The organism is Pseudomonas spelaei (assembly GCF_009724245.1).
GTDB classification, from domain to species: domain Bacteria; phylum Pseudomonadota; class Gammaproteobacteria; order Pseudomonadales; family Pseudomonadaceae; genus Aquipseudomonas; species Aquipseudomonas spelaei.
On sequence record NZ_WNNK01000010.1, the window covers coordinates 72456 to 90896 of the forward strand.

The 18441-nt window shown below is 60.9% G+C and carries 16 protein-coding genes; 12 read left to right on the forward strand and 4 right to left on the reverse strand.

Annotated features, from left to right (window positions below):
- Positions 1 to 250 precede the first annotated feature (250 nt).
- Entirely contained in the window at positions 251 to 922 is a 672-nt protein-coding gene (rpiA, locus tag GNF76_RS13625; RefSeq protein WP_155583669.1) for a ribose-5-phosphate isomerase RpiA, read from the reverse strand.
- Between the two features lie 136 nt (positions 923 to 1058).
- On the opposite strand from rpiA, the gene ilvA reads away from it, so the two are divergent.
- Both ilvA and GNF76_RS13635 read left to right on the forward strand, forming a co-directional pair.
- Positions 1059 to 2573 (forward strand): threonine ammonia-lyase, biosynthetic, encoded by a 1515-nt coding sequence (gene ilvA, locus GNF76_RS13630; protein WP_155583670.1) that lies wholly within the window; start codon positions 1059 to 1061, stop codon positions 2571 to 2573.
- 40 nt (positions 2574 to 2613) lie between these two features.
- Entirely contained in the window at positions 2614 to 3027 is a 414-nt protein-coding gene (locus tag GNF76_RS13635) for a DUF2269 family protein (protein ID WP_155583671.1), read from the forward strand.
- A gap of 101 nt (positions 3028 to 3128) precedes the next feature.
- On the opposite strand, the gene GNF76_RS13640 is transcribed toward GNF76_RS13635, so the two are convergent.
- A complete protein-coding gene (locus tag GNF76_RS13640; RefSeq protein WP_155583672.1) occupies positions 3129 to 3785 on the reverse strand; it encodes a histidinol-phosphatase in 657 nt (218 codons plus the stop codon).
- A 143-nt stretch (positions 3786 to 3928) separates the two neighbouring features.
- Between GNF76_RS13640 and GNF76_RS13645 the strand changes: the two genes are divergently transcribed.
- Together GNF76_RS13645 and ptsP are read left to right on the forward strand one after the other, a co-directional pair.
- Positions 3929 to 4408: an RNA pyrophosphohydrolase gene (locus GNF76_RS13645; protein ID WP_053128161.1), complete on the forward strand. Its 480-nt coding sequence runs from the start codon at positions 3929 to 3931 to the stop codon at positions 4406 to 4408.
- Positions 4409 to 4430: 22 nt separating this feature from the next.
- Entirely contained in the window at positions 4431 to 6710 is a 2280-nt protein-coding gene (ptsP, locus tag GNF76_RS13650) for a phosphoenolpyruvate--protein phosphotransferase (RefSeq protein WP_155583674.1), read from the forward strand.
- Positions 6711 to 6809: 99 nt separating this feature from the next.
- Here ptsP and GNF76_RS13655 read toward each other — a convergent pair whose 3' ends face one another.
- The gene (locus GNF76_RS13655; RefSeq protein ID WP_155583675.1) at positions 6810 to 7556 is read right to left on the reverse strand and encodes an NRDE family protein; all 747 of its coding nucleotides are present in this window, start codon (positions 7554 to 7556) and stop codon (positions 6810 to 6812) included.
- Positions 7557 to 7675: 119 nt separating this feature from the next.
- Between GNF76_RS13655 and GNF76_RS13660 the strand changes: the two genes are divergently transcribed.
- The 3 genes from GNF76_RS13660 to GNF76_RS13670 all read left to right on the forward strand — a co-directional run bounded on the left by GNF76_RS13660 (position 7676) and on the right by GNF76_RS13670 (position 10376).
- Positions 7676 to 8458 (forward strand): sulfite exporter TauE/SafE family protein, encoded by a 783-nt coding sequence (locus GNF76_RS13660; RefSeq protein WP_155583676.1) that lies wholly within the window; start codon positions 7676 to 7678, stop codon positions 8456 to 8458.
- 82 nt (positions 8459 to 8540) lie between these two features.
- On the forward strand, positions 8541 to 9353 hold the full coding sequence (gene lgt / locus GNF76_RS13665) for a prolipoprotein diacylglyceryl transferase (protein WP_155583677.1): 813 nt from the start codon (positions 8541 to 8543) through the stop codon (positions 9351 to 9353).
- A gap of 51 nt (positions 9354 to 9404) precedes the next feature.
- On the forward strand, positions 9405 to 10376 hold the full coding sequence (locus GNF76_RS13670) for a thymidylate synthase (RefSeq protein WP_155583678.1): 972 nt from the start codon (positions 9405 to 9407) through the stop codon (positions 10374 to 10376).
- 104 nt (positions 10377 to 10480) lie between these two features.
- Here the strand turns inward: GNF76_RS13670 and cadR are convergent, their stop codons facing one another.
- Complete coding sequence (cadR, locus tag GNF76_RS13675; RefSeq protein WP_155583679.1) at positions 10481 to 10930, reverse strand: Cd(II)/Pb(II)-responsive transcriptional regulator; 450 nt, start codon at positions 10928 to 10930, stop codon at positions 10481 to 10483.
- An 84-nt stretch (positions 10931 to 11014) separates the two neighbouring features.
- Here cadR and GNF76_RS13680 point away from each other — a divergent pair, with 84 nt between their 5' ends.
- From GNF76_RS13680 to GNF76_RS13700, 5 genes are all read left to right on the forward strand, one after another.
- A complete protein-coding gene (locus tag GNF76_RS13680) occupies positions 11015 to 13369 on the forward strand; it encodes a heavy metal translocating P-type ATPase (protein ID WP_155583680.1) in 2355 nt (784 codons plus the stop codon).
- A gap of 16 nt (positions 13370 to 13385) precedes the next feature.
- Positions 13386 to 14249: a LysR family transcriptional regulator gene (locus GNF76_RS13685; protein WP_178123327.1), complete on the forward strand. Its 864-nt coding sequence runs from the start codon at positions 13386 to 13388 to the stop codon at positions 14247 to 14249.
- A gap of 248 nt (positions 14250 to 14497) precedes the next feature.
- Positions 14498 to 15562 (forward strand): putative 2-aminoethylphosphonate ABC transporter ATP-binding protein, encoded by a 1065-nt coding sequence (locus tag GNF76_RS13690; protein ID WP_155583682.1) that lies wholly within the window; start codon positions 14498 to 14500, stop codon positions 15560 to 15562.
- 1 nt (position 15563) lies between these two features.
- Entirely contained in the window at positions 15564 to 17288 is a 1725-nt protein-coding gene (locus GNF76_RS13695; RefSeq protein WP_155583683.1) for a putative 2-aminoethylphosphonate ABC transporter permease subunit, read from the forward strand.
- 31 nt (positions 17289 to 17319) lie between these two features.
- Positions 17320 to 18345, forward strand: a complete 1026-nt coding sequence (locus tag GNF76_RS13700) for a putative 2-aminoethylphosphonate ABC transporter substrate-binding protein (protein WP_155583684.1) — start codon at positions 17320 to 17322, stop codon at positions 18343 to 18345.
- Positions 18346 to 18441 lie beyond the last annotated feature (96 nt).

The following is an 18441-nucleotide window of genomic DNA, read 5'->3' on the forward strand; positions in this document are numbered from 1 at the left end:
TGGCGCATTGATGGAAGCGCGGGTCGCCTGGCTGTAATTTGTAACGGATTTGATACTAAAGGCGGCAAGGAATGCCGTGATGGAATGCGCAGTTTCGGGCGAGCGTGGGCCTGAGTGCTGCGAAAGGTAGCGTTTCTGTTACATATGCATCGAGTAGAACTCGATCAAATGTGGGAGCTGGCTTGCCTGCGAATGCGGTTGCAATCGCCATCGCGGGCAAGCCCGGCTCCCACATAAAGCAGGGTGCAATTTAAGCCTTGAGGGTTTTCACACCGTCAGCAGTACCCAGCAGCAACACATCCGCAGGACGCGCCGCAAACAAACCATTGGTGACCACGCCAACGATGGCATTGATCTGACGCTCCAACTCCACCGGGTTGGTGATCTGCATGTTGAACACATCGATAATGATGTTGCCGTTGTCGGTCAGCACGCCTTCGCGGTACACCGGGTCACCGCCCAGTTTCACCAGCTCGCGGGCCACATGGCTGCGAGCCATCGGGATCACTTCCACCGGCAGCGGGAACGCCCCAAGGACCGGCACCAGCTTGCTGGCGTCAGCGATGCAGATAAAGGTCTTGGCCACGGCCGCGACGATCTTCTCGCGGGTCAGGGCTGCGCCGCCGCCCTTGATCAGGTTCAGGTGCTCGTCGCTTTCATCGGCGCCGTCGACGTAGAACTCCAGGTCGCTCACGGTGTTGAGCTCATACACCGGAATGCCATGGCCCTTGAGCCGTGCGGCAGTGGCTTCGGAACTGGCCACCGCGCCGTCGAACGCGCCCTTGTGCAGGGCCAGCGCATCGATAAAGCAGTTGGCGGTGGAGCCGGTGCCGACACCGACGATGCTTTTATCGTCGAGTTTAGGAAGGATTAAATCGACGGCGGCCTGGGCCACTGCCTGTTTGAGTTGATCCTGGGTCATGCGGGCTCCGGAACGGGCGGGGAGTAAAGAGGGGCGCGAGTATAACCCAACAAAACCTCTGTTTTCGTGTGGTCGCCCGGCCAAACGCTGGGTTAGACTCCTTGGCCCTGCCCAACCCGCCCAGTGATGCTTTCCGATGCTCGAACAGTACGTCAAAAAGATCCTCACCTCGCGCGTTTATGACGTTGCCGTAGAAACCCCATTGCAGACCGCTCGCCAGCTCTCCGAGCGGCTGGGCAACAAGGTCTGGCTCAAGCGCGAAGACTTGCAGCCGGTGTTCTCCTTCAAGATTCGTGGTGCTTATAACAAGCTGACCCAACTGACGGCCGAAGAGCGCGCGCGTGGCGTGGTTACCGCCTCGGCGGGCAACCATGCCCAGGGCCTGGCCCTGGCGGCCAAGGTGCTGGGGGTCAAGGCCACCATCGTGATGCCCAAGACCACCCCGGAAATCAAGGTCGAAGGTGTGCGTTCCCGTGGCGGCAAAGTGGTGCTGCACGGGGACTCTTTCCCTGAAGCGTTGGCGTATTCGCTGAAACTGGTCGATGAAAAAGGCTACGTCTACATTCACCCCTACGATGATCCGCACACCATTGCCGGGCAGGGCACCGTGGCAATGGAGATTCTGCGCCAGCATCCAGGGCCATTGGACGCGATTTTTGTTCCGGTCGGCGGCGGCGGCCTGATTGCCGGCATCGCCGCCTATGTGAAGTACCTGCGCCCGGAGATCAAGATCATCGGCGTCGAGCCGGACGATTCCAACTGCTTGCAAGCGGCCATGGCGGCGGGCGAGCGCGTGGTATTGCCAACGGTGGGTATCTTCGCCGACGGCGTAGCGGTGGCGCAGATCGGCCAGCACACCTTCGACATCTGCAAGGACTATGTGGATGAAGTGATCACCGTCAGCACCGATGAAATCTGCGCGGCGATCAAGGACATCTACGACGATACCCGCTCCATTACCGAGCCGGCCGGTGCCCTCGGTGTGGCCGGGATCAAGAAGTACGTGGAAACCCGTGGCGTCAGCGGGCAGACCCTGGTGGCCATCGACTCCGGGGCCAACGTCAACTTCGATCGCCTGCGCCACGTGGCCGAGCGCGCCGAACTGGGTGAAGGCCGTGAAGCCATTATCGCTGTGACCATCCCTGAGCAGCCAGGCAGCTTCAAGGCCTTCTGCGAGGCGGTGGGCAAGCGCCAGATCACCGAATTCAACTACCGCTACCACTCGGGGCGCGAAGCGCACATTTTCGTCGGCGTGCAGACCCACCCGGAAAACGATCCGCGCAGCGCATTGATCGCCAGCCTGACCACTCAAGGTTTTCCGGTATTGGATTTGACGGAAAATGAACTGGCCAAGCTGCACATCCGTCATATGGTCGGCGGCCATGCGGCGCGGGTCAGTGATGAAGTGGTGTTTCGCTTCGAATTCCCCGAGCGTCCTGGCGCGTTGTTCAACTTTCTCAACAAGTTGGGCGGGCGCTGGAACATCTCGATGTTCCACTACCGCAACCACGGCGCGGCTGACGGTCGCGTGGTGGCCGGGCTACAAGTGCCGGCCGACGAGCGTCACCTGGTACCCGCGGCGCTGGCAGAAATCGGCTATCCGTATTGGGATGAAAGCGATAACCCGGCCTATCAACTGTTCCTCGGTTGAGCGACTACGCTGACTGGGCGGCCTTTAAGGAATCGAGAACATGGAAACGCTGACAACCCTCAAAGTGATCCACATTGCTGCCACGGTATTGCTGCTGCTCAGCGGCCTGGCTCTTGCCGTGCTGGCCTGGCGCAAACGCAGCGCAGGCCCTGCTTATACCGTGCAACGCCCATGGGTGTTTGTCTGGTTGCTGATGGGAATCTGCGTGGTGAGCATGCCGTTCACCGGCTGGTGGCTGGTGCATTTGATCGGCTGGCCGCTGGGGCAGACCTGGATCCTGGGCTCCAGCCTGATCTACACCGTGGCAGCGCTGAGCTGGTTCTGGCTGGTGGCGCGGCTGAATCGCCTGCGGTTGGGCGGCTCGGGGAGTCTGAATTTCACCTTGGTGCTGGCGGTGGTCAGCTTGGTGGGGTTTGTGGCGATTGCGGGGTTGATGGGGGCTAAGCCGGTTTAAGGCTTGGGACCGCGTCGCCTTCATCGCAGGCAAGCCAGCTCCCACCTTTGAATGTATTCACAGATCAAAAGGTGGGAGCTGGCTTGCCTGCGATGGCGTAATCAGCCACGCAGGCTAATCACCGGCCAACCACGCTTCTCGGCCTCCGCCCGCAAATTCGGATCCGGATCCACCGCCACCGGATGCGTCACCTGCTCCAGCAACGGCAAGTCATTCATCGAGTCACTGTAGAAATAGCTGTCTTGCAGGCTATACCCGGTCTCTTCCAGCCACCGATTCAAGCGCGTCACCTTGCCCTCGCGAAAGCATGGAATGTCAGTGCTGCGCCCGGTATAACGGCCATCGGCCATCTCGCATTCCGTGGCAATCAGGGTTTCAACCCCCAGACGCTCGGCAATCGGCGCGGTGACGAATCGGTTGGTGGCGGTGATGATGACCAGCTTGTCACCGGCAGCCCGGTGCTTGGCCAGTAACTCAACGGCCTGGGGCAACATGATCGGCTCGATGCAATCGCGCATGTAGTCACGGTGCCATTCGTCGAGCTGAGCCATCTCGGTGCGGCCGAGGATTTCCAGGCAGAAGTTCAGGTACTCGGCGTTGTCCAGCTTGCCCGCCAGGTAATCCTGGTAGAACTCGTCGTTACGGGCCTTGTAGGCCACCGCGTCGAGAATCCCGCGTTCACACAGGTAATCGCCCCAGGCGTGGTCGCTGTCGCCGCCCAAGAGTGTGTTGTCCAAGTCGAATAAAGCCAGGCGCATTGCAGTTACTCGCTGAAAAGTCTGTAAAAAGGCGTCCAGAATACGGTCTTTTCACAAGAGTGCACATAAGGTAAGCAGCCTCGTTGCCGCTGGAACAACCTTTGTGGAACAATGCGGCGACATGCGTTTGCGAGGTTGTTGCCGTGATCGACCCCGATGGTTTCCGTCCTAATGTCGGGATTATTCTTACGAATGATGCCGGACAGGTGCTATGGGCTCGCCGTATCAACCAAGATGCCTGGCAGTTTCCTCAAGGCGGAATCAACCCCGACGAAACCCCTGAAGATGCCTTGTACCGCGAGTTGAACGAAGAAGTAGGCCTTGAACGCGAAGATGTGCAAATTCTCGCCTGCACCCGAGGCTGGTTGCGCTATCGTTTGCCGCAACGTCTGGTGCGTACCCACAGCCAACCGCTGTGCATCGGCCAGAAACAGAAATGGTTTCTCCTGCGCCTGATCTCCAACGAGCAGCGGGTGCGGATGGATTTGACCGGTAAACCGGAATTCGATGGCTGGCGCTGGGTCAGTTATTGGTATCCGTTGGGCCAGGTGGTGACATTCAAGCGCGAAGTTTATCGTCGCGCTCTTAAAGAGCTTGCCCCGCGCCTTTTATCGCGCGACTGACGACGGAGTTCGACCCCGAGCCATGCTCAATACGCTGCGCAAGATCGTCCAGGAAGTTAACTCCGCCAAGGATCTCAAGGCGGCGTTGGGGATTATTGTGTTGCGCGTCAAGGAAGCCATGGGCAGCCAGGTCTGCTCGGTTTACCTGCTGGACCCCGAGACCAACCGTTTTGTGCTGATGGCGACGGAGGGCTTGAACAAGCGCTCCATCGGCAAGGTCAGCATGGCGCCCAATGAAGGTCTGGTGGGCCTGGTGGGGACGCGTGAAGAACCCCTGAACCTCGAAAATGCCGCCGATCACCCGCGTTATCGCTACTTTGCCGAAACCGGCGAAGAGCGTTACGCCTCGTTCCTCGGTGCACCGATCATTCACCACCGCCGCGTTGTCGGCGTGTTGGTCATCCAGCAGAAAGAGCGCCGCCAGTTCGACGAAGGTGAAGAAGCCTTCCTGGTGACGATGAGCGCGCAATTGGCCGGGGTTATCGCCCACGCCGAGGCAACGGGCTCGATTCGCGGCCTGGGTCGCCAGGGCAAGGGTATCCAGGAAGCCAAGTTTGTCGGCGTACCCGGATCGCCCGGTGCTGCCGTCGGTACGGCGGTGGTCATGCTGCCGGCCGCCGATCTCGATGTGGTGCCGGACAAGACCATCACCGACATCGACGCTGAAATCAAACTGTTCAAGACCGCCCTCGAAGGCGTGCGCAATGACATGCGTACGTTGTCGACCAAGCTGGCCACCCAGCTGCGTCCCGAAGAGCGTGCGCTGTTCGACGTCTACCTGATGATGCTCGACGACGCGTCCCTGGGCAGCGAAGTCAAGGATGTGATCAAGACCGGCCAGTGGGCTCAGGGCGCGTTGCGCCAGGTGGTCACCGATCACGTCAACCGTTTTGAACTGATGGACGACGCCTACCTGCGCGAGCGCGCCTCGGACGTGAAGGACCTCGGTCGCCGTCTGCTGGCTTACCTGCAGGAAGAGCGCTCGACCACGCTGGTCTACCCCGACAACACCATTCTGATCAGTGAAGAACTGACTGCCACCATGCTCGGCGAAGTGCCGGAAGGCAAACTGGTGGGCCTGGTCTCGGTATTGGGCTCCGGCAACTCCCACGTCGCGATCCTGGCCCGGGCCATGGGCATCCCGACGGTGATGGGCCTGGTGGACCTGCCTTATTCCAAGGTCGACGGCATCGAAATGATCGTCGACGGCTACCACGGCGAGGTCTATACCAACCCCAGCGAAGTGCTGCGCAAGCAGTACGCCGAAGTGGTGGAAGAAGAACGCCAGCTGTCCCAGGGCCTCGACGCCCTGCGCGAGTTGCCGTGCGTGACCCTGGATGGCCACCGTGTACCGCTGCTGGTCAACACCGGCCTGCTGGCGGATGTGGCCCGTGCACAACAGCGCGGCGCGGAAGGGGTGGGGCTGTACCGCACCGAAGTGCCGTTCATGATCAACCAGCGTTTTCCGAGTGAGAAGGAGCAGCTGGCGATTTATCGCGAGCAACTGTCCGCCTTCCATCCGTTACCGGTGACCATGCGCAGCCTGGACATTGGCGGCGACAAGTCACTGTCATATTTCCCGATTAAAGAAGACAACCCCTTCCTCGGCTGGCGCGGTATTCGCGTTACCCTCGACCACCCTGAAATTTTCCTCGTCCAGACCCGGGCCATGCTCAAGGCCAGCGAAGGCCTGAACAACCTGCGCATCCTGTTGCCCATGATTTCCGGCACCCACGAGCTGGAAGAAGCCCTGCACCTGATCCACCGGGCCTGGGGCGAAGTGCGCGACGAAGGCGCCGACGTGCCGATGCCGCCGATTGGCGTGATGATCGAGATCCCGGCGGCGGTGTACCAGGCCAAGGAACTGGCGCGGCAGGTGGACTTCCTCTCCGTCGGCTCCAACGACCTGACCCAGTACCTGTTGGCCGTGGACCGCAACAACCCTCGGGTCGCGGACCTTTACGACTACCTCCATCCGGCGGTGCTGCAAGCCTTGCAGAATGTGGTGCGCGATGCCCATGCCGAAGGCAAGCCGGTGAGTATCTGCGGTGAAATGGCCGGTGACCCGGCGGCGGCGGTGCTGTTGATGGCGATGGGCTTTGACAGCCTGTCGATGAACGCCACCAACTTGCCGAAAGTGAAATGGATGCTGCGCCAGATCAACCTGAGCCGGGCCAAGGAGCTGTTGGCGGAGTTGATGACCATCGACAACCCGCAAGTTATCCACAGCTCGCTGCAATTGGCGCTGAAAAACCTTGGGTTGGCGCGGATGATCAATCCGGCTTCTACAAAAAACCTCTGAACCGAGGCGAGGCCATCGCGGGCAAGCCCGGCTCCCACAGGAGAATGCATTCCAAGGTGGGAGCCGGGCTTGCCCGCGATGGCGTCAGCCCAGGCAACACTAAATCCTCAGTTCAACCTCTCCAAGCTGCCCGCCATACGGCCCAAAGCTGCGCTCAACGATATGTCGTGTGCCATCCGCATTCACAATCAACGCCGTACTCGCTCGCGTTCCGTAACTGGGACTGGCAATAAACACACTCGACAGCAAGCTCTCGGTCGCCAAGCCCACACCGGTGTCCGGCAGGTCTGCAAACGGTGCGGTCTGCGGGTCGCTCAGAATTCCCAGCAACGCTTCAGGCTGCGGATCTTCCAGCACTTCAGCCAGCGCCGCCTTGGCCTTCAGCAGCTTCGGCCACGGTGTATCCAGCCCGGCATTGGATAACCCATAAAGCCCAGCCTTCAATCGAGTGGGGTCAGTGTCATTGGCGTTGTAATGCCATAACTCATCCCGCGTCCCAACCAACAGGTTAAACCCGGCATATTCAATCGACCTGCCGTTAACGTCGGCCAAATAGTCGTCAATTGGCAGCGATCCGCTGAGAAAGCGCGCCACCAGCTCTCCCCGGGACTTGCGTGCCGGCGGCTGGTGCGGGTCACGAATATTGGTCAGCGCCGCAAAGCGCCCGTCCGCGCCAACCCCTAGCCAGGTGCCACCCGCTTCCTGGTCGCGTCCGGCATACACGTGGGGTATATCCGGCCATTGGGCCAACGGCAGGCTGGGTCGGGCATAGAATTCATCACGGTTGGCCGCGACGATCAGCGGTTGGGTGTGGCCAGGCCGCCAGGCAAAAACAATCAGGCACATAAGGTGATCCCTTTGTGTTTTTCACCACTCTACCCACAGAACTGCCGGCTATCCATCGTATCCAGTTGGGCCACGTGCCTTCCTTCCGTTAACATGCCGGTCTGATTTTGGGAGCGCCCATGGAATTTCTGCTGTATTTGCTGTTGGGCGCCTGTGCGGGCACCCTCGCCGGGTTATTCGGCGTGGGCGGCGGGATCATTATTGTTCCGGTGCTGGTATTCAGTTTCACCTTGCAGGGGTTCGATCCCTCGGTGCTGACACACCTGGCGGTCGGCACGTCCCTGGCGTCCATCATCTTCACGTCGATTAATGCGGTACGCGAGCATCACCGACGCGGTGCGGTGCGTTGGCCGATTTTTGTGTGGATGGCGGTGGGGATTCTGCTGGGAGCGGGCCTTGGGGCGCTGACAGCGGAGGCGATTTCCGGGCCGCACTTGCAGAAGATCATCGGTGTATTTGCCCTTGTGATTGCTCTGCAAATGACCCTGGAGCTTAAACCCAAGGCCAGTCGAACGGTGCCGGGCAAGTTCGGTCTGACCCTGGCGGGCGGCGTGATTGGCTGGTCTTCGGCGATTTTCGGCACTGGCGGCGGCTCGCTGACCGTGCCATTTTTGACCTGGCGTAGCGTGCCGATGCAGCAGGCGGTGGCGACCTCGTCGGCCTGCGGCTTGCCGATCGCCCTGGCCAGTGCATTAAGTTTCATGATTTTGGGCTGGCATGAGCCGCTGCTGCCCGCTCATAGTCTCGGCTTTGTGTATTTGCCGGCGCTGCTGGGCATTGCCCTGACCAGCATGGTAGCGGCCCGCTTTGGCGCGCGTCTGGCGCATCGGTTGTCGCCGCGTCTGCTCAAGCGATTGTTCGCCGGTTTGCTGTTTTGCGTGGGTTTGAACTTCTTGTTGTAAAAAAAGTGGCTGTAACGAAGGCTTAATCGCGCACCGGCATGGTCCGGAGCGTCATGACTAAATGATTTAACGAGGAGTCGCAATGCTGCCTTACCCGCAGATCGACCCGGTGGCCCTGGCCATCGGTCCGCTGAAAATCCACTGGTACGGGTTGATGTACCTGATCGGTATCGGCGGTGCCTGGCTGCTGGCTTCCCGGCGCCTGAACCGTTTCGACCCGACCTGGACCAAGGAGAAGCTCTCCGACATGGTGTTCTGGATGTCGATGGGGGTCATCGTCGGCGGACGACTGGGGTATGTGCTGTTCTACGACCTGAGTGCGTACATTGCCAACCCGACCTTGATCTTCGAGGTGTGGAAGGGCGGTATGGCGTTCCACGGTGGGTTTATCGGCGTGATGATCGCCGCCTGGTGGTTTGGCCGGCGTAATGGCAAGTCGTTCTTCCAGCTGATGGACTTTGTCGCACCGTTCGTGCCGATCGGCCTGGGTGCCGGGCGCATTGGCAACTTCATCAACGCCGAGTTGTGGGGCAAGCCGACTGACGTGCCGTGGGCCATGGTGTTCCCGCCGTTCAGCGACCCGGCGCAACTGCCGCGCCACCCGTCGCAGCTGTACCAGTTCGCGCTGGAAGGCGTGGCACTGTTCCTGATCCTCTACATCTTTTCGCGTAAACCGCGCCCTACCATGGCGGTATCGGGCATGTTCGCGTTGTTCTACGGGATCTTCCGCTTTGTCGTCGAGTTCGTGCGGGTGCCGGATGCACAGCTGGGCTACCTGGCGTGGGGCTGGGTGACCATGGGTCAGATTCTCAGCCTGCCGATGATCCTCGCCGGCCTGGGTATGCTGTGGTGGGCTTACAATCGCCCGCAACCGATCAAGAACACCGCGCTTTAAATTCGAACGCCGAGGCTCAAGGGCCTCGGCTTCAACGATACAGGTACTGTCATGAAGCAATATCTCGACCTGGTTTCCCACGTCATCAAGAACGGCACCAAACAGGCCAACCGCACTGGCGTGAACACCATCAGCTTTCCCGGTGCGATGTTGCGCTTTGACCTGCAGGAAGGGTTCCCGGCGATCACCACCCGCAAGATGGCCTTCAAGTCGGCTATCGGCGAGATGTGCGGCTTCCTGCGTGGCGTGAACAACGCTGCCGAATTCCGCGCCCTGGGCTGCAAGGTCTGGGACCAGAACGCCAACGAAAACGCCCAGTGGCTGGCCAACCCGTTCCGCCAGGGCGACGACGACCTTGGCGAGATCTACGGTGTGCAATGGCGCAAATGGCCGGCGTACAAGCAGATCCCGCTGAGCAATCAGGCGGCGATCGAACAAACACTGGCTCAGGGTTACCGTCAAATCGCTGAAGGCGAAGAAAATGGTCAGGCCTACGTGGTGCTGTACAAGGCCATCGACCAGATTCGCCAGTGCGTCGACACCATCATCAAGGACCCGGGCAGCCGCCGTATCCTGTTCCACGGCTGGAACTGCGCCCAGCTTGATGAAATGGCCCTGCCGCCGTGCCACCTGCTGTACCAGTTCCACCCGAATGTCGAGACCCGGGAAATCTCCCTGACCCTCTACATCCGTTCCAACGACCTGGGCCTGGGCACGCCGTTCAACCTGACCGAAGGCGCTGCGTTGCTGAGCCTGATCGGCCGCCTGACCGGCTACACGCCGCGCTGGTTTACCTATTTCATCGGTGATGCCCACGTCTACGAGAACCACCTGGACATGCTCAATGAGCAGCTCAAGCGTGAACCGCTCGCTGCGCCGAAGCTGGTGATCAGTGATCGCGTGCCGGAGTTTGCCAAGACCGGTGTGTACCAGCCTGAGTGGCTAGAGTTGATCGAGCCGAGCGATTTCTCGCTGGAAGGTTACGAGCACCATGCGCCGATGACGGCGCCAATGGCGGTGTAACCCGACACACCGCCATCGCAGGCAAGCCAGCTCCCACATTTGGAATGCATTCCCCTGTGGGAGCTGGCTTGCCTGCGATGGCGTCAGTTCAGGCGCCGCATTCCTCAATGCCCGTGACTTCTACCCACATGGGAATGCTCAGCTTCACTCGCCGTCACGCCTCCGCTGACTTCCAGCCGCTGCAAAATCCCGCACTGATCGGCCTCTGGCCCTGCGCCACAGCGCTGGCGCAGCACGAGCAGTTGTTCCTGCAACGCCATCAGTCCATCAATCCGCGCCTTGACGTGGTGGATGTGTTCATCGATCAACGCATTGACGCTTTCGCACTGGTCCTGGGGGCTGTCGCGCAAACCCAGCAGGCTGCGGATTTCTTCCAGGGTCATGTCCAGGCTGCGGCAGTTGCGGATGAAGGTCAGCCGCTCGGTGTGGGCCTGGGTGTACAGGCGATAGTTGCCGTCACTGCGCGCAGGTGGTGGCAGCAGGCCTTCTTTCTCGTAATAACGGATGGTTTCCACTTGGCAATCCGTCAATTTTGCCAATTCGCCGATCTTCATCGCAGCAATCTCCAAAAGGGTGCTTGACCCTATAGTGGCTACAGGGTCTTTACTTGGCAACAGGCACCTTTACGGACGCGACCAATGAGCGATTCCATTCACACCCCAAACAAGGCCCATGCTGGCCACGATCACGATCACGATCACGATCACGATCACGATCACGATCACGATCACGATCACGATCACGATCACGGCCATACGCATGACCACAGTCATGCCCATGATCACGGCCCAAAGCTCAAGCCCGTGCAAAAGCACGACCATGCCAGCCATGGCGGTTCCTGCTGCTCCAGCGATGCTGCGCCTGCGCTGGTGAAGCTGACCGAGGCACCGACAGCGGGCTCGCGGCTGAGCACCTTCCGTATCGAAGCCATGGACTGCCCCACCGAGCAAACCCTGATCCAGAACAAGCTGGGCAAGCTCGCCGGCGTGCAGCAACTGGAATTCAACTTGATCAACCGTATCCTCGGCGTGACCCATGATCTGCCGAGCACTGCGCCGATCATTGAGGCCATCAAATCCATCGGCATGCAGGCCGACCCTATCGAAGAGGGTGTGGCCCCGGCCGCGCCGCCCGCGAAGAAGCACTGGTGGCCGCTGGCCCTGTCCGGCATTGGCGCCCTGGGTGCCGAAGTGCTGCACTTCACCAGCACCGCCCCTACGTGGGTGATTGCGTTGGTGGCGCTGGTGTCGATCTTCAGCGGCGGCCTCACCACGTACAAGAAGGGCTGGATTGCCCTGAAAAACCTTAACCTGAACATCAATGCCCTGATGAGCATCGCCGTGACCGGCGCGATCCTTATCGGCCAGTGGCCTGAAGCGGCGATGGTGATGTTCCTGTTTACCGTCGCTGAGCTGATCGAGGCCAAATCCCTCGACCGTGCACGTAACGCCATCAGCGGCCTGATGCAGATGACGCCGGAACAGGCCACGGTACGCCAGGCCGACGGAAGCTGGGCTGAACAGGACGCCAAAACCATCGAACTGGGTGCCATCGTGCGGGTTCGACCCGGCGAGCGCATTGGCCTGGACGGTGAAGTCACCGCCGGCCAGTCCACCATCGACCAGGCGCCGATTACCGGTGAAAGCCTGCCGATCGAAAAGACTGTGGGCGATAAAGTCTTCGCCGGGACCATCAACCAGGCCGGCTCCCTGGAGTACAAAGTTACGGCGGCGGCCAACAACTCCACCCTGGCGCGGATCATCCACGCCGTGGAGCAGGCTCAGGGTTCGCGAGCGCCGACCCAGCGGTTTGTCGACAGCTTCTCCAAAATCTACACCCCGGCGGTATTTCTCTTCGCCTTGGGCGTGGCGCTGATCCCGCCGCTGTTCATGGCAGGCGCCTGGTTTGACTGGATCTACCGTGCGCTGGTGTTGCTGGTGGTTGCTTGCCCGTGCGCGCTGGTGATTTCCACCCCGGTGACCATCGTCAGCGGCCTGGCCGCCGCCGCTCGCAAAGGCATCCTGATCAAGGGCGGTGTGTACCTGGAGGGCGGTTACAAGCTCGACTACCTGGCCTTGGACAAGACCGGCACCATCACCCACGGCAAACCGGTGCAAACCGATTACCTGGCGCTGTTCCCCAACGTTGAAGACACGGCACCCGCCCTGGCTGCGAGCCTGGCGGCGCGTTCCGATCACCCGGTGTCCCTGGCCATTGCGAATGCGGCTGTGGATAAGAAATTGCCGGTGCACACTGTGGATAACTTCGAGGCCCTGACCGGTCGCGGTGTGCGTGGCGAAATCAACGGCCAAACCTACTATCTGGGCAACCACCGCTTGGTGGAAGAGCTGAACCTGTGCTCCCCAGCGCTGGAAGAAAAGCTCTTTGCCCTGGAAAAACAAGGCAAGTCCGTGGTCCTGCTGCTGGACAAGTCCGGCCCGATGGCACTGTTCGCCGTAGCGGACACCGTTAAAGACAGCAGCCGCGAAGCGATCCAGCAGTTGCATGAGCTAGGCATCAAGACCCTGATGCTCACCGGTGACAACACCCACACCGCCCAGGCGATTGCGGCCCAGGTCGGCATTGATCAGGCCCAGGGTGACCTGTTGCCTACCGACAAACTGCAAGCCATCGAAACCCTCTATGGCAAGGGCCACCGCGTCGGCATGGTCGGTGACGGTATCAACGACGCCCCGGCCCTGGCTCGTGCCGAGATCGGTTTTGCCATGGCGGCAGCCGGTACCGACACCGCCATCGAGACCGCCGACGTGGCGCTGATGGACGATGACCTGCGCAAGATTCCAGCATTCATTCGGTTGTCGCGGCAAACGTCGAGTATCCTCAAGCAGAACATCGCCCTGGCGCTGGTGATCAAGGCGATCTTCCTTGCCGTCACCTTCCTGGGCATGGCCACCATGTGGATGGCGGTGTTCGCCGACATGGGCGTGAGCCTGCTGGTGGTCTTCAATGGTCTGCGCCTGTTGCGCAAATAGTCGATGAGAGGGTGGTGTGCTGAGTGCCGAGCTGAAGGCGTTTTACATGGTCGCCCGTCTGGGCAGCATCACCCAGGCGGCGAAAAAACTCGGCCTGAGCCAACCGACGGTGACCACCCAGATTCGTCACCTGGAAAGCCAATACTCGGTTGAGCTGTTCTACCGAGGCGGCCGCCGCCTCACCGTCAGCGACGAAGGCGCGCGGTTGCTGCCGATGGTCAAGGCACTGTTGCAGCAGGAAAGCGATATCGAGTTTTTCCTGCGCAACAGTGGCCAGGTCCAGGGCGCGCTGAGAATTGCGGCGACAGCGCCGTATTACATCCTCGACCTGGTCAAAACCTTCCGCGAACGGCTGCCCCATGTTGAAGTGTCGGTGGAAATCGGCAATTCCCAGCAGGTGCTGGAAGCGCTGGATGAATACCGGGTCGATGTCGCCGCTTCGTCGCAACTGCTGGAGGATCCGCGCCTGATTCGCCGTGTGTTGGGCATGGACCCACTGGTACTGGCGGTGCATCGCAATCATCCGCTGGCGTCGCTCGACCATGTGTCGTTGAGCGCCCTCGCCGGGCACACCTTGCTGATGCGCGAGCCGGGCTCCACCACACGCCGGTTGACCGAAGAAATGCTGCAGGGCGCAGGCGTGAGCTACGGGCCGCTGCTGGAGATTGGCAGTCGGGAGTCGATCCGGGAGGCGGTGTTGCGCAATATCGGCATCAGCATCATTGCCCGCCAGGAAGTGCCTCATGACCCGCAGTTGCGAGTGCTGAGCATCGAGAATGCACCGCAGATTCCTGAGTACTTGTACTGCCTCAAAGAGCGCAAAGGCGCGCGGTTGCCGGCGGCGTTTCTGGGGTTGGCGCAGGAAATGTCGCCGCTCTGAAGGTTTATGGTGATCTTGATATTGCTATCGCAGGCAAGCCAGCTCCCACAGTTGGAAGGCGTTCCTCTGGGAGCACTCGGTCAATTGTGGGAGCCGGGCTTGCCCGCGATGGCGTCGGTTCGGGCAACACATTCATTACGTCCTACACAAAACCACCAATACCACTATCGCCCAGTTTTGCCTCCCTGCCACACAAGGGACGCATTCACTCCCTAGGATGGACTTCATCAGTTCGATGAGGTGCCTCCATGAACACAGCCCTGACCAACCCCGGCGCGCCAATGAAAGTGCGCGGCGTGCAGAAACGCTTCGGCGCGTTTACCGCCCTGGACAACGTATCCCTTGACGTCGCCGCTGGCGAACTGGTGTGCCTGCTGGGCCCGTCGGGCTGCGGCAAGACCACCTTGCTGCGTTGCATTGCCGGCCTGGAGCGTCAGGACAGCGGCGAGTTGTACCTGGGTGATCGCGACGTTTCCCTGCTGGCACCTCAGGCTCGGGACTACGGCATTCTGTTCCAGTCCTACGCTTTGTTTCCCAACCTCACGGTCGAAGCCAACATCGGCTACGGCCTGACCGGCAGCGGCCGCGATGAAGTGCGCAAGCGCGTCGGGCAGATGCTGGAGCTGGTCGGCCTGCTCGGCAGCGAAAAAAAATACCCCGGCCAACTGTCCGGCGGCCAACAACAGCGAGTCGCGCTGGCCCGCGCCTTGGCGCCGGCACCGTCACTGTTGCTGCTGGATGAGCCGATGTCCGCCCTTGATGCCCGCGTCCGCGAGCACCTGTGCACCGAACTGCGCCAACTGCAGCGGCGCTTGGGCATCACCACCTTGATGGTGACCCACAACCAGGACGAGGCCATGCTGATGGCCGACCGTATTGCCGTGATGAACAACGGCAAGGTCGAGCAGTACGCCACGCCCCAGGAAATCTACGACCGCCCGGCCACGCCGTTCGTGGCCGAGTTTGTGGGCCAGGGCAACTGGCTGCCGTTCAGCCGCAACAGTGACAGCCACGCCCAGGTCGGCGGGATGAACATGCGCCTGGCCGACAATGCCAACAAGGCCGCCTCAGGCCGCTTGTTCTGCCGCCCGGAAGCCATCAGCGTCAACCCGGTGGTGCATGAAGAAAACCTGTTCCCGGCCAAGGTCCGCGAAATCACTTTCCTCGGCAACCGCTGCCGCATGAGTTTTGAGCTGGATCAATTGCCCGGCCATCCGCTACTGGCGGAACTGGCGCCGGAGGCCATGCCACGCCTGGGCGCCCAGGACATCTGGGTCGCGCTGCCGCCCCGCAGCCTACAGGTGTTTGCCTGAGATGCCTGCCGACATGACGCTGCCGATACCCGATAACGTGGCTCGCCAGGTTTCTCGTGCCGAACTCGGCGACCGTATTTTCGTGGTGGGCGGCAAGCTGGTGTGGCTGCTTCTGCTGGGCATCGCCGTATTGCTGCCACTGCTGGCGATCTTCTGGCGCGGCTTCAGCAGCGAAGACGGGCAGGGCGGTGGCCTGGTCGCTGCAAAAGAACTGGTGACCAGCGACAACTTCCACTGGTTGCTGGGCAATAGCCTGAAGGTTTCCCTCAGCGTTGCCGCCATCGTCGTACCGCTGGCCTACCTGTTTGCCTATGCGCTGCAACGCACGCTGATTCCTGGCAAGGCCATCTGGCGCGGCATGTCGTTGCTGCCGTTGATGGCGCCTTCGATGCTGCCGGGGATCGCGCTGGTCTATCTGTTCGGCAACCAGGGCATGCTGCGTGGCTTGCTGTCAGACAACATCTACGGCTTCTGGGGCATCGTCCTCGGTGAAGTGATCTACACCTTCCCCCATGCGCTGATGATCCTGCTGTCGGCATTGTCCCTGGCGGATGCGCGGTTGTTTGATGCGGCGTCGAGCATGGGCGCAAGCCCGGCCCGGGCGTTTCGCAGCATCACCTGGCCGGCGACGCGCCAGGCAGTATTCGCCGCGTTTTGCCTGGTGTTCACCCTGACCATCACCGACTTCGGCGTGCCCGTGGTGGTGGGTGGCGATTACCAAGTGTTGGCCCTGGAAGCCTACAAGGCGGTAGTCGGCCAACAACAATTCGGTCGAGGCGCCTTGATCGGCATGGTCTTGTTGCTGCCAGCGTTGTTCAGTTTTGGTGTGGATGCCTGGCTGCGTCGTCGTCACGGCGACTCCATGAGCGGCCGCGCCCAAGTCTTCCAACCCGCGCCATCGCGGCTGCGCGATGGTTGCTACCTGGCCATCGTGCTGCTGATCTGCGCGGTGCTGTTGCTGGTGTTCGGCATGGCCGTTTATTCGTCGGTGGTGAAGTTCTGGCCTTACAACCTGTCGCTGTCGCTGAACCACTATCAGTTCAACGACACGGCGGGCGGCGGCTGGCTGGCCTATCGCAACAGCCTGACCATGGCGTTGTGCACGGCGTTGATCGGCAGTGTGCTGATCTTCACCGGCGCCTACCTGATGGAAAAAACCAAGGGCCAGCGCGGCCTGAACCTGGCGCTGCGCATGCTCAGCTTCGTACCGATGGCGGTGCCGGGGTTGGTGCTGGGCCTGGGCTACGTGTTCTTTTTCAATCTCAACGGCAACCCGCTGCATGTGTTGTACGGAACCATGACGCTGCTGGTGGTGTGCACCATTGCGCACTATTTGACCACCGCACAGATGACTGCCACCACGGCCCTGCGCCAACTGGACGCTGAGTTTGAAGCTGCTGCGCTGTCTCTCAAGGCGCCGCTGTACCGCCACTATCTGCGGGTCACCGTGCCGATCTGCCTGCCGGCGTTGCTGGACATCGTGCGCTACCTGTTCGTCTCGGCCATGACCACCGTTTCGGCAGCGATCTTCCTCTACAGCCCCGACACCATCCTTGCCGCTGTCGCCGTGTTGAACATGGACGATGCCGGCAACGTCGGCGGCGCAGCAGCCATGTCCACCCTGATTCTGTTTACCTCGGCGGGCGTGTCCCTGCTGCTGGCCTGGGCTTCACGCGGTTTGTTGCGTCGCTCTCAAGCCTGGCGCACCACCGCCCCCGGCCAATAAATCTGCCCCACAACCATAAAGGAACCGCACCATGTTCAAGCCCCTGGCGTTAGCCGCTGCTGTGCTCACTGCGTTCAGCCTGAATGCCTTTGCCGCGAAAACCGAGTTGACCGTGTACACGGCCCTCGAAGCCGAGCAGTTGAAGACTTACAAACAAGCCTTCGAAAAGGCTAACCCGGACGTGGAAATCAAATGGGTGCGCGATTCCACCGGGATCATCACCGCCAAACTGCTGGCCGAGAAAGCTCGCCCGCAAGCGGATGCTGTCTGGGGCCTGGCCGCTTCCAGCCTGGCGATCCTCGACCAGCAAGGCATGCTGCAAAGCTACGCGCCGAAAGACCTGGACAAGATCGGCGCGAACTACCGTGACGTTGCCAACCCGCCCGCCTGGGTCGGCATGGACGTCTGGGCCGCGACCATTTGCTTCAACACCGTCGAGGCCGAAAAGCAGGGCCTGACCAAGCCGGGGAGCTGGCAAGACCTGACCAAGCCTGAATACAAGGGCAAGATCGTCATGCCGAACCCGGCGTCGTCCGGCACCGGTTTCCTGGACGTCAGCGCCTGGTTGCAGACCTTCGGCGAGAAGCAGGGCTGGCAGTACATGGACGAATTGCACCAGAACATCGGCCAGTACGTTCACTCCGGTTCCAAGCCGTGCAAGCTGGCGGCATCGGGCGAGTTCCCGATCGGTATTTCCTTTGAATACCCGGCGGTACAGCTCAAGCGCCAGGGCGCGCCGCTGGACATCGTGTTGCCGAAAGAAGGCCTGGGCTGGGAAATCGAAGCCACGGCTGTGATCAAAGGCACCGCCCATGAGGATGCAGCGAAGAAACTCGCCGACTTCTCCGCCAGCCCTGCCGCGATGGAGCTCTACAAGGAAAATTTTGCGGTCCTGGCACAGCCGGGCATTGCCAAGCCACAGACCGAATTGCCGGCTGACTATGAGCAACGGCTGATCAAGAACGACTTCGCCTGGGCCTCGAAAAACCGCGACAGCATCCTGACGGAATGGCGCAAACGCTATGACGGCAAGTCGGAGAAGGTAGCCGGTCAGTAAGGTTTTCGTTTGGGCTGATGGCCTCATCGCGGGCAAGTCGAATCGTCGCACCGCCGTCTCCCACATTGGAATGCATTCCCCTGTGGGAGCTGGCTT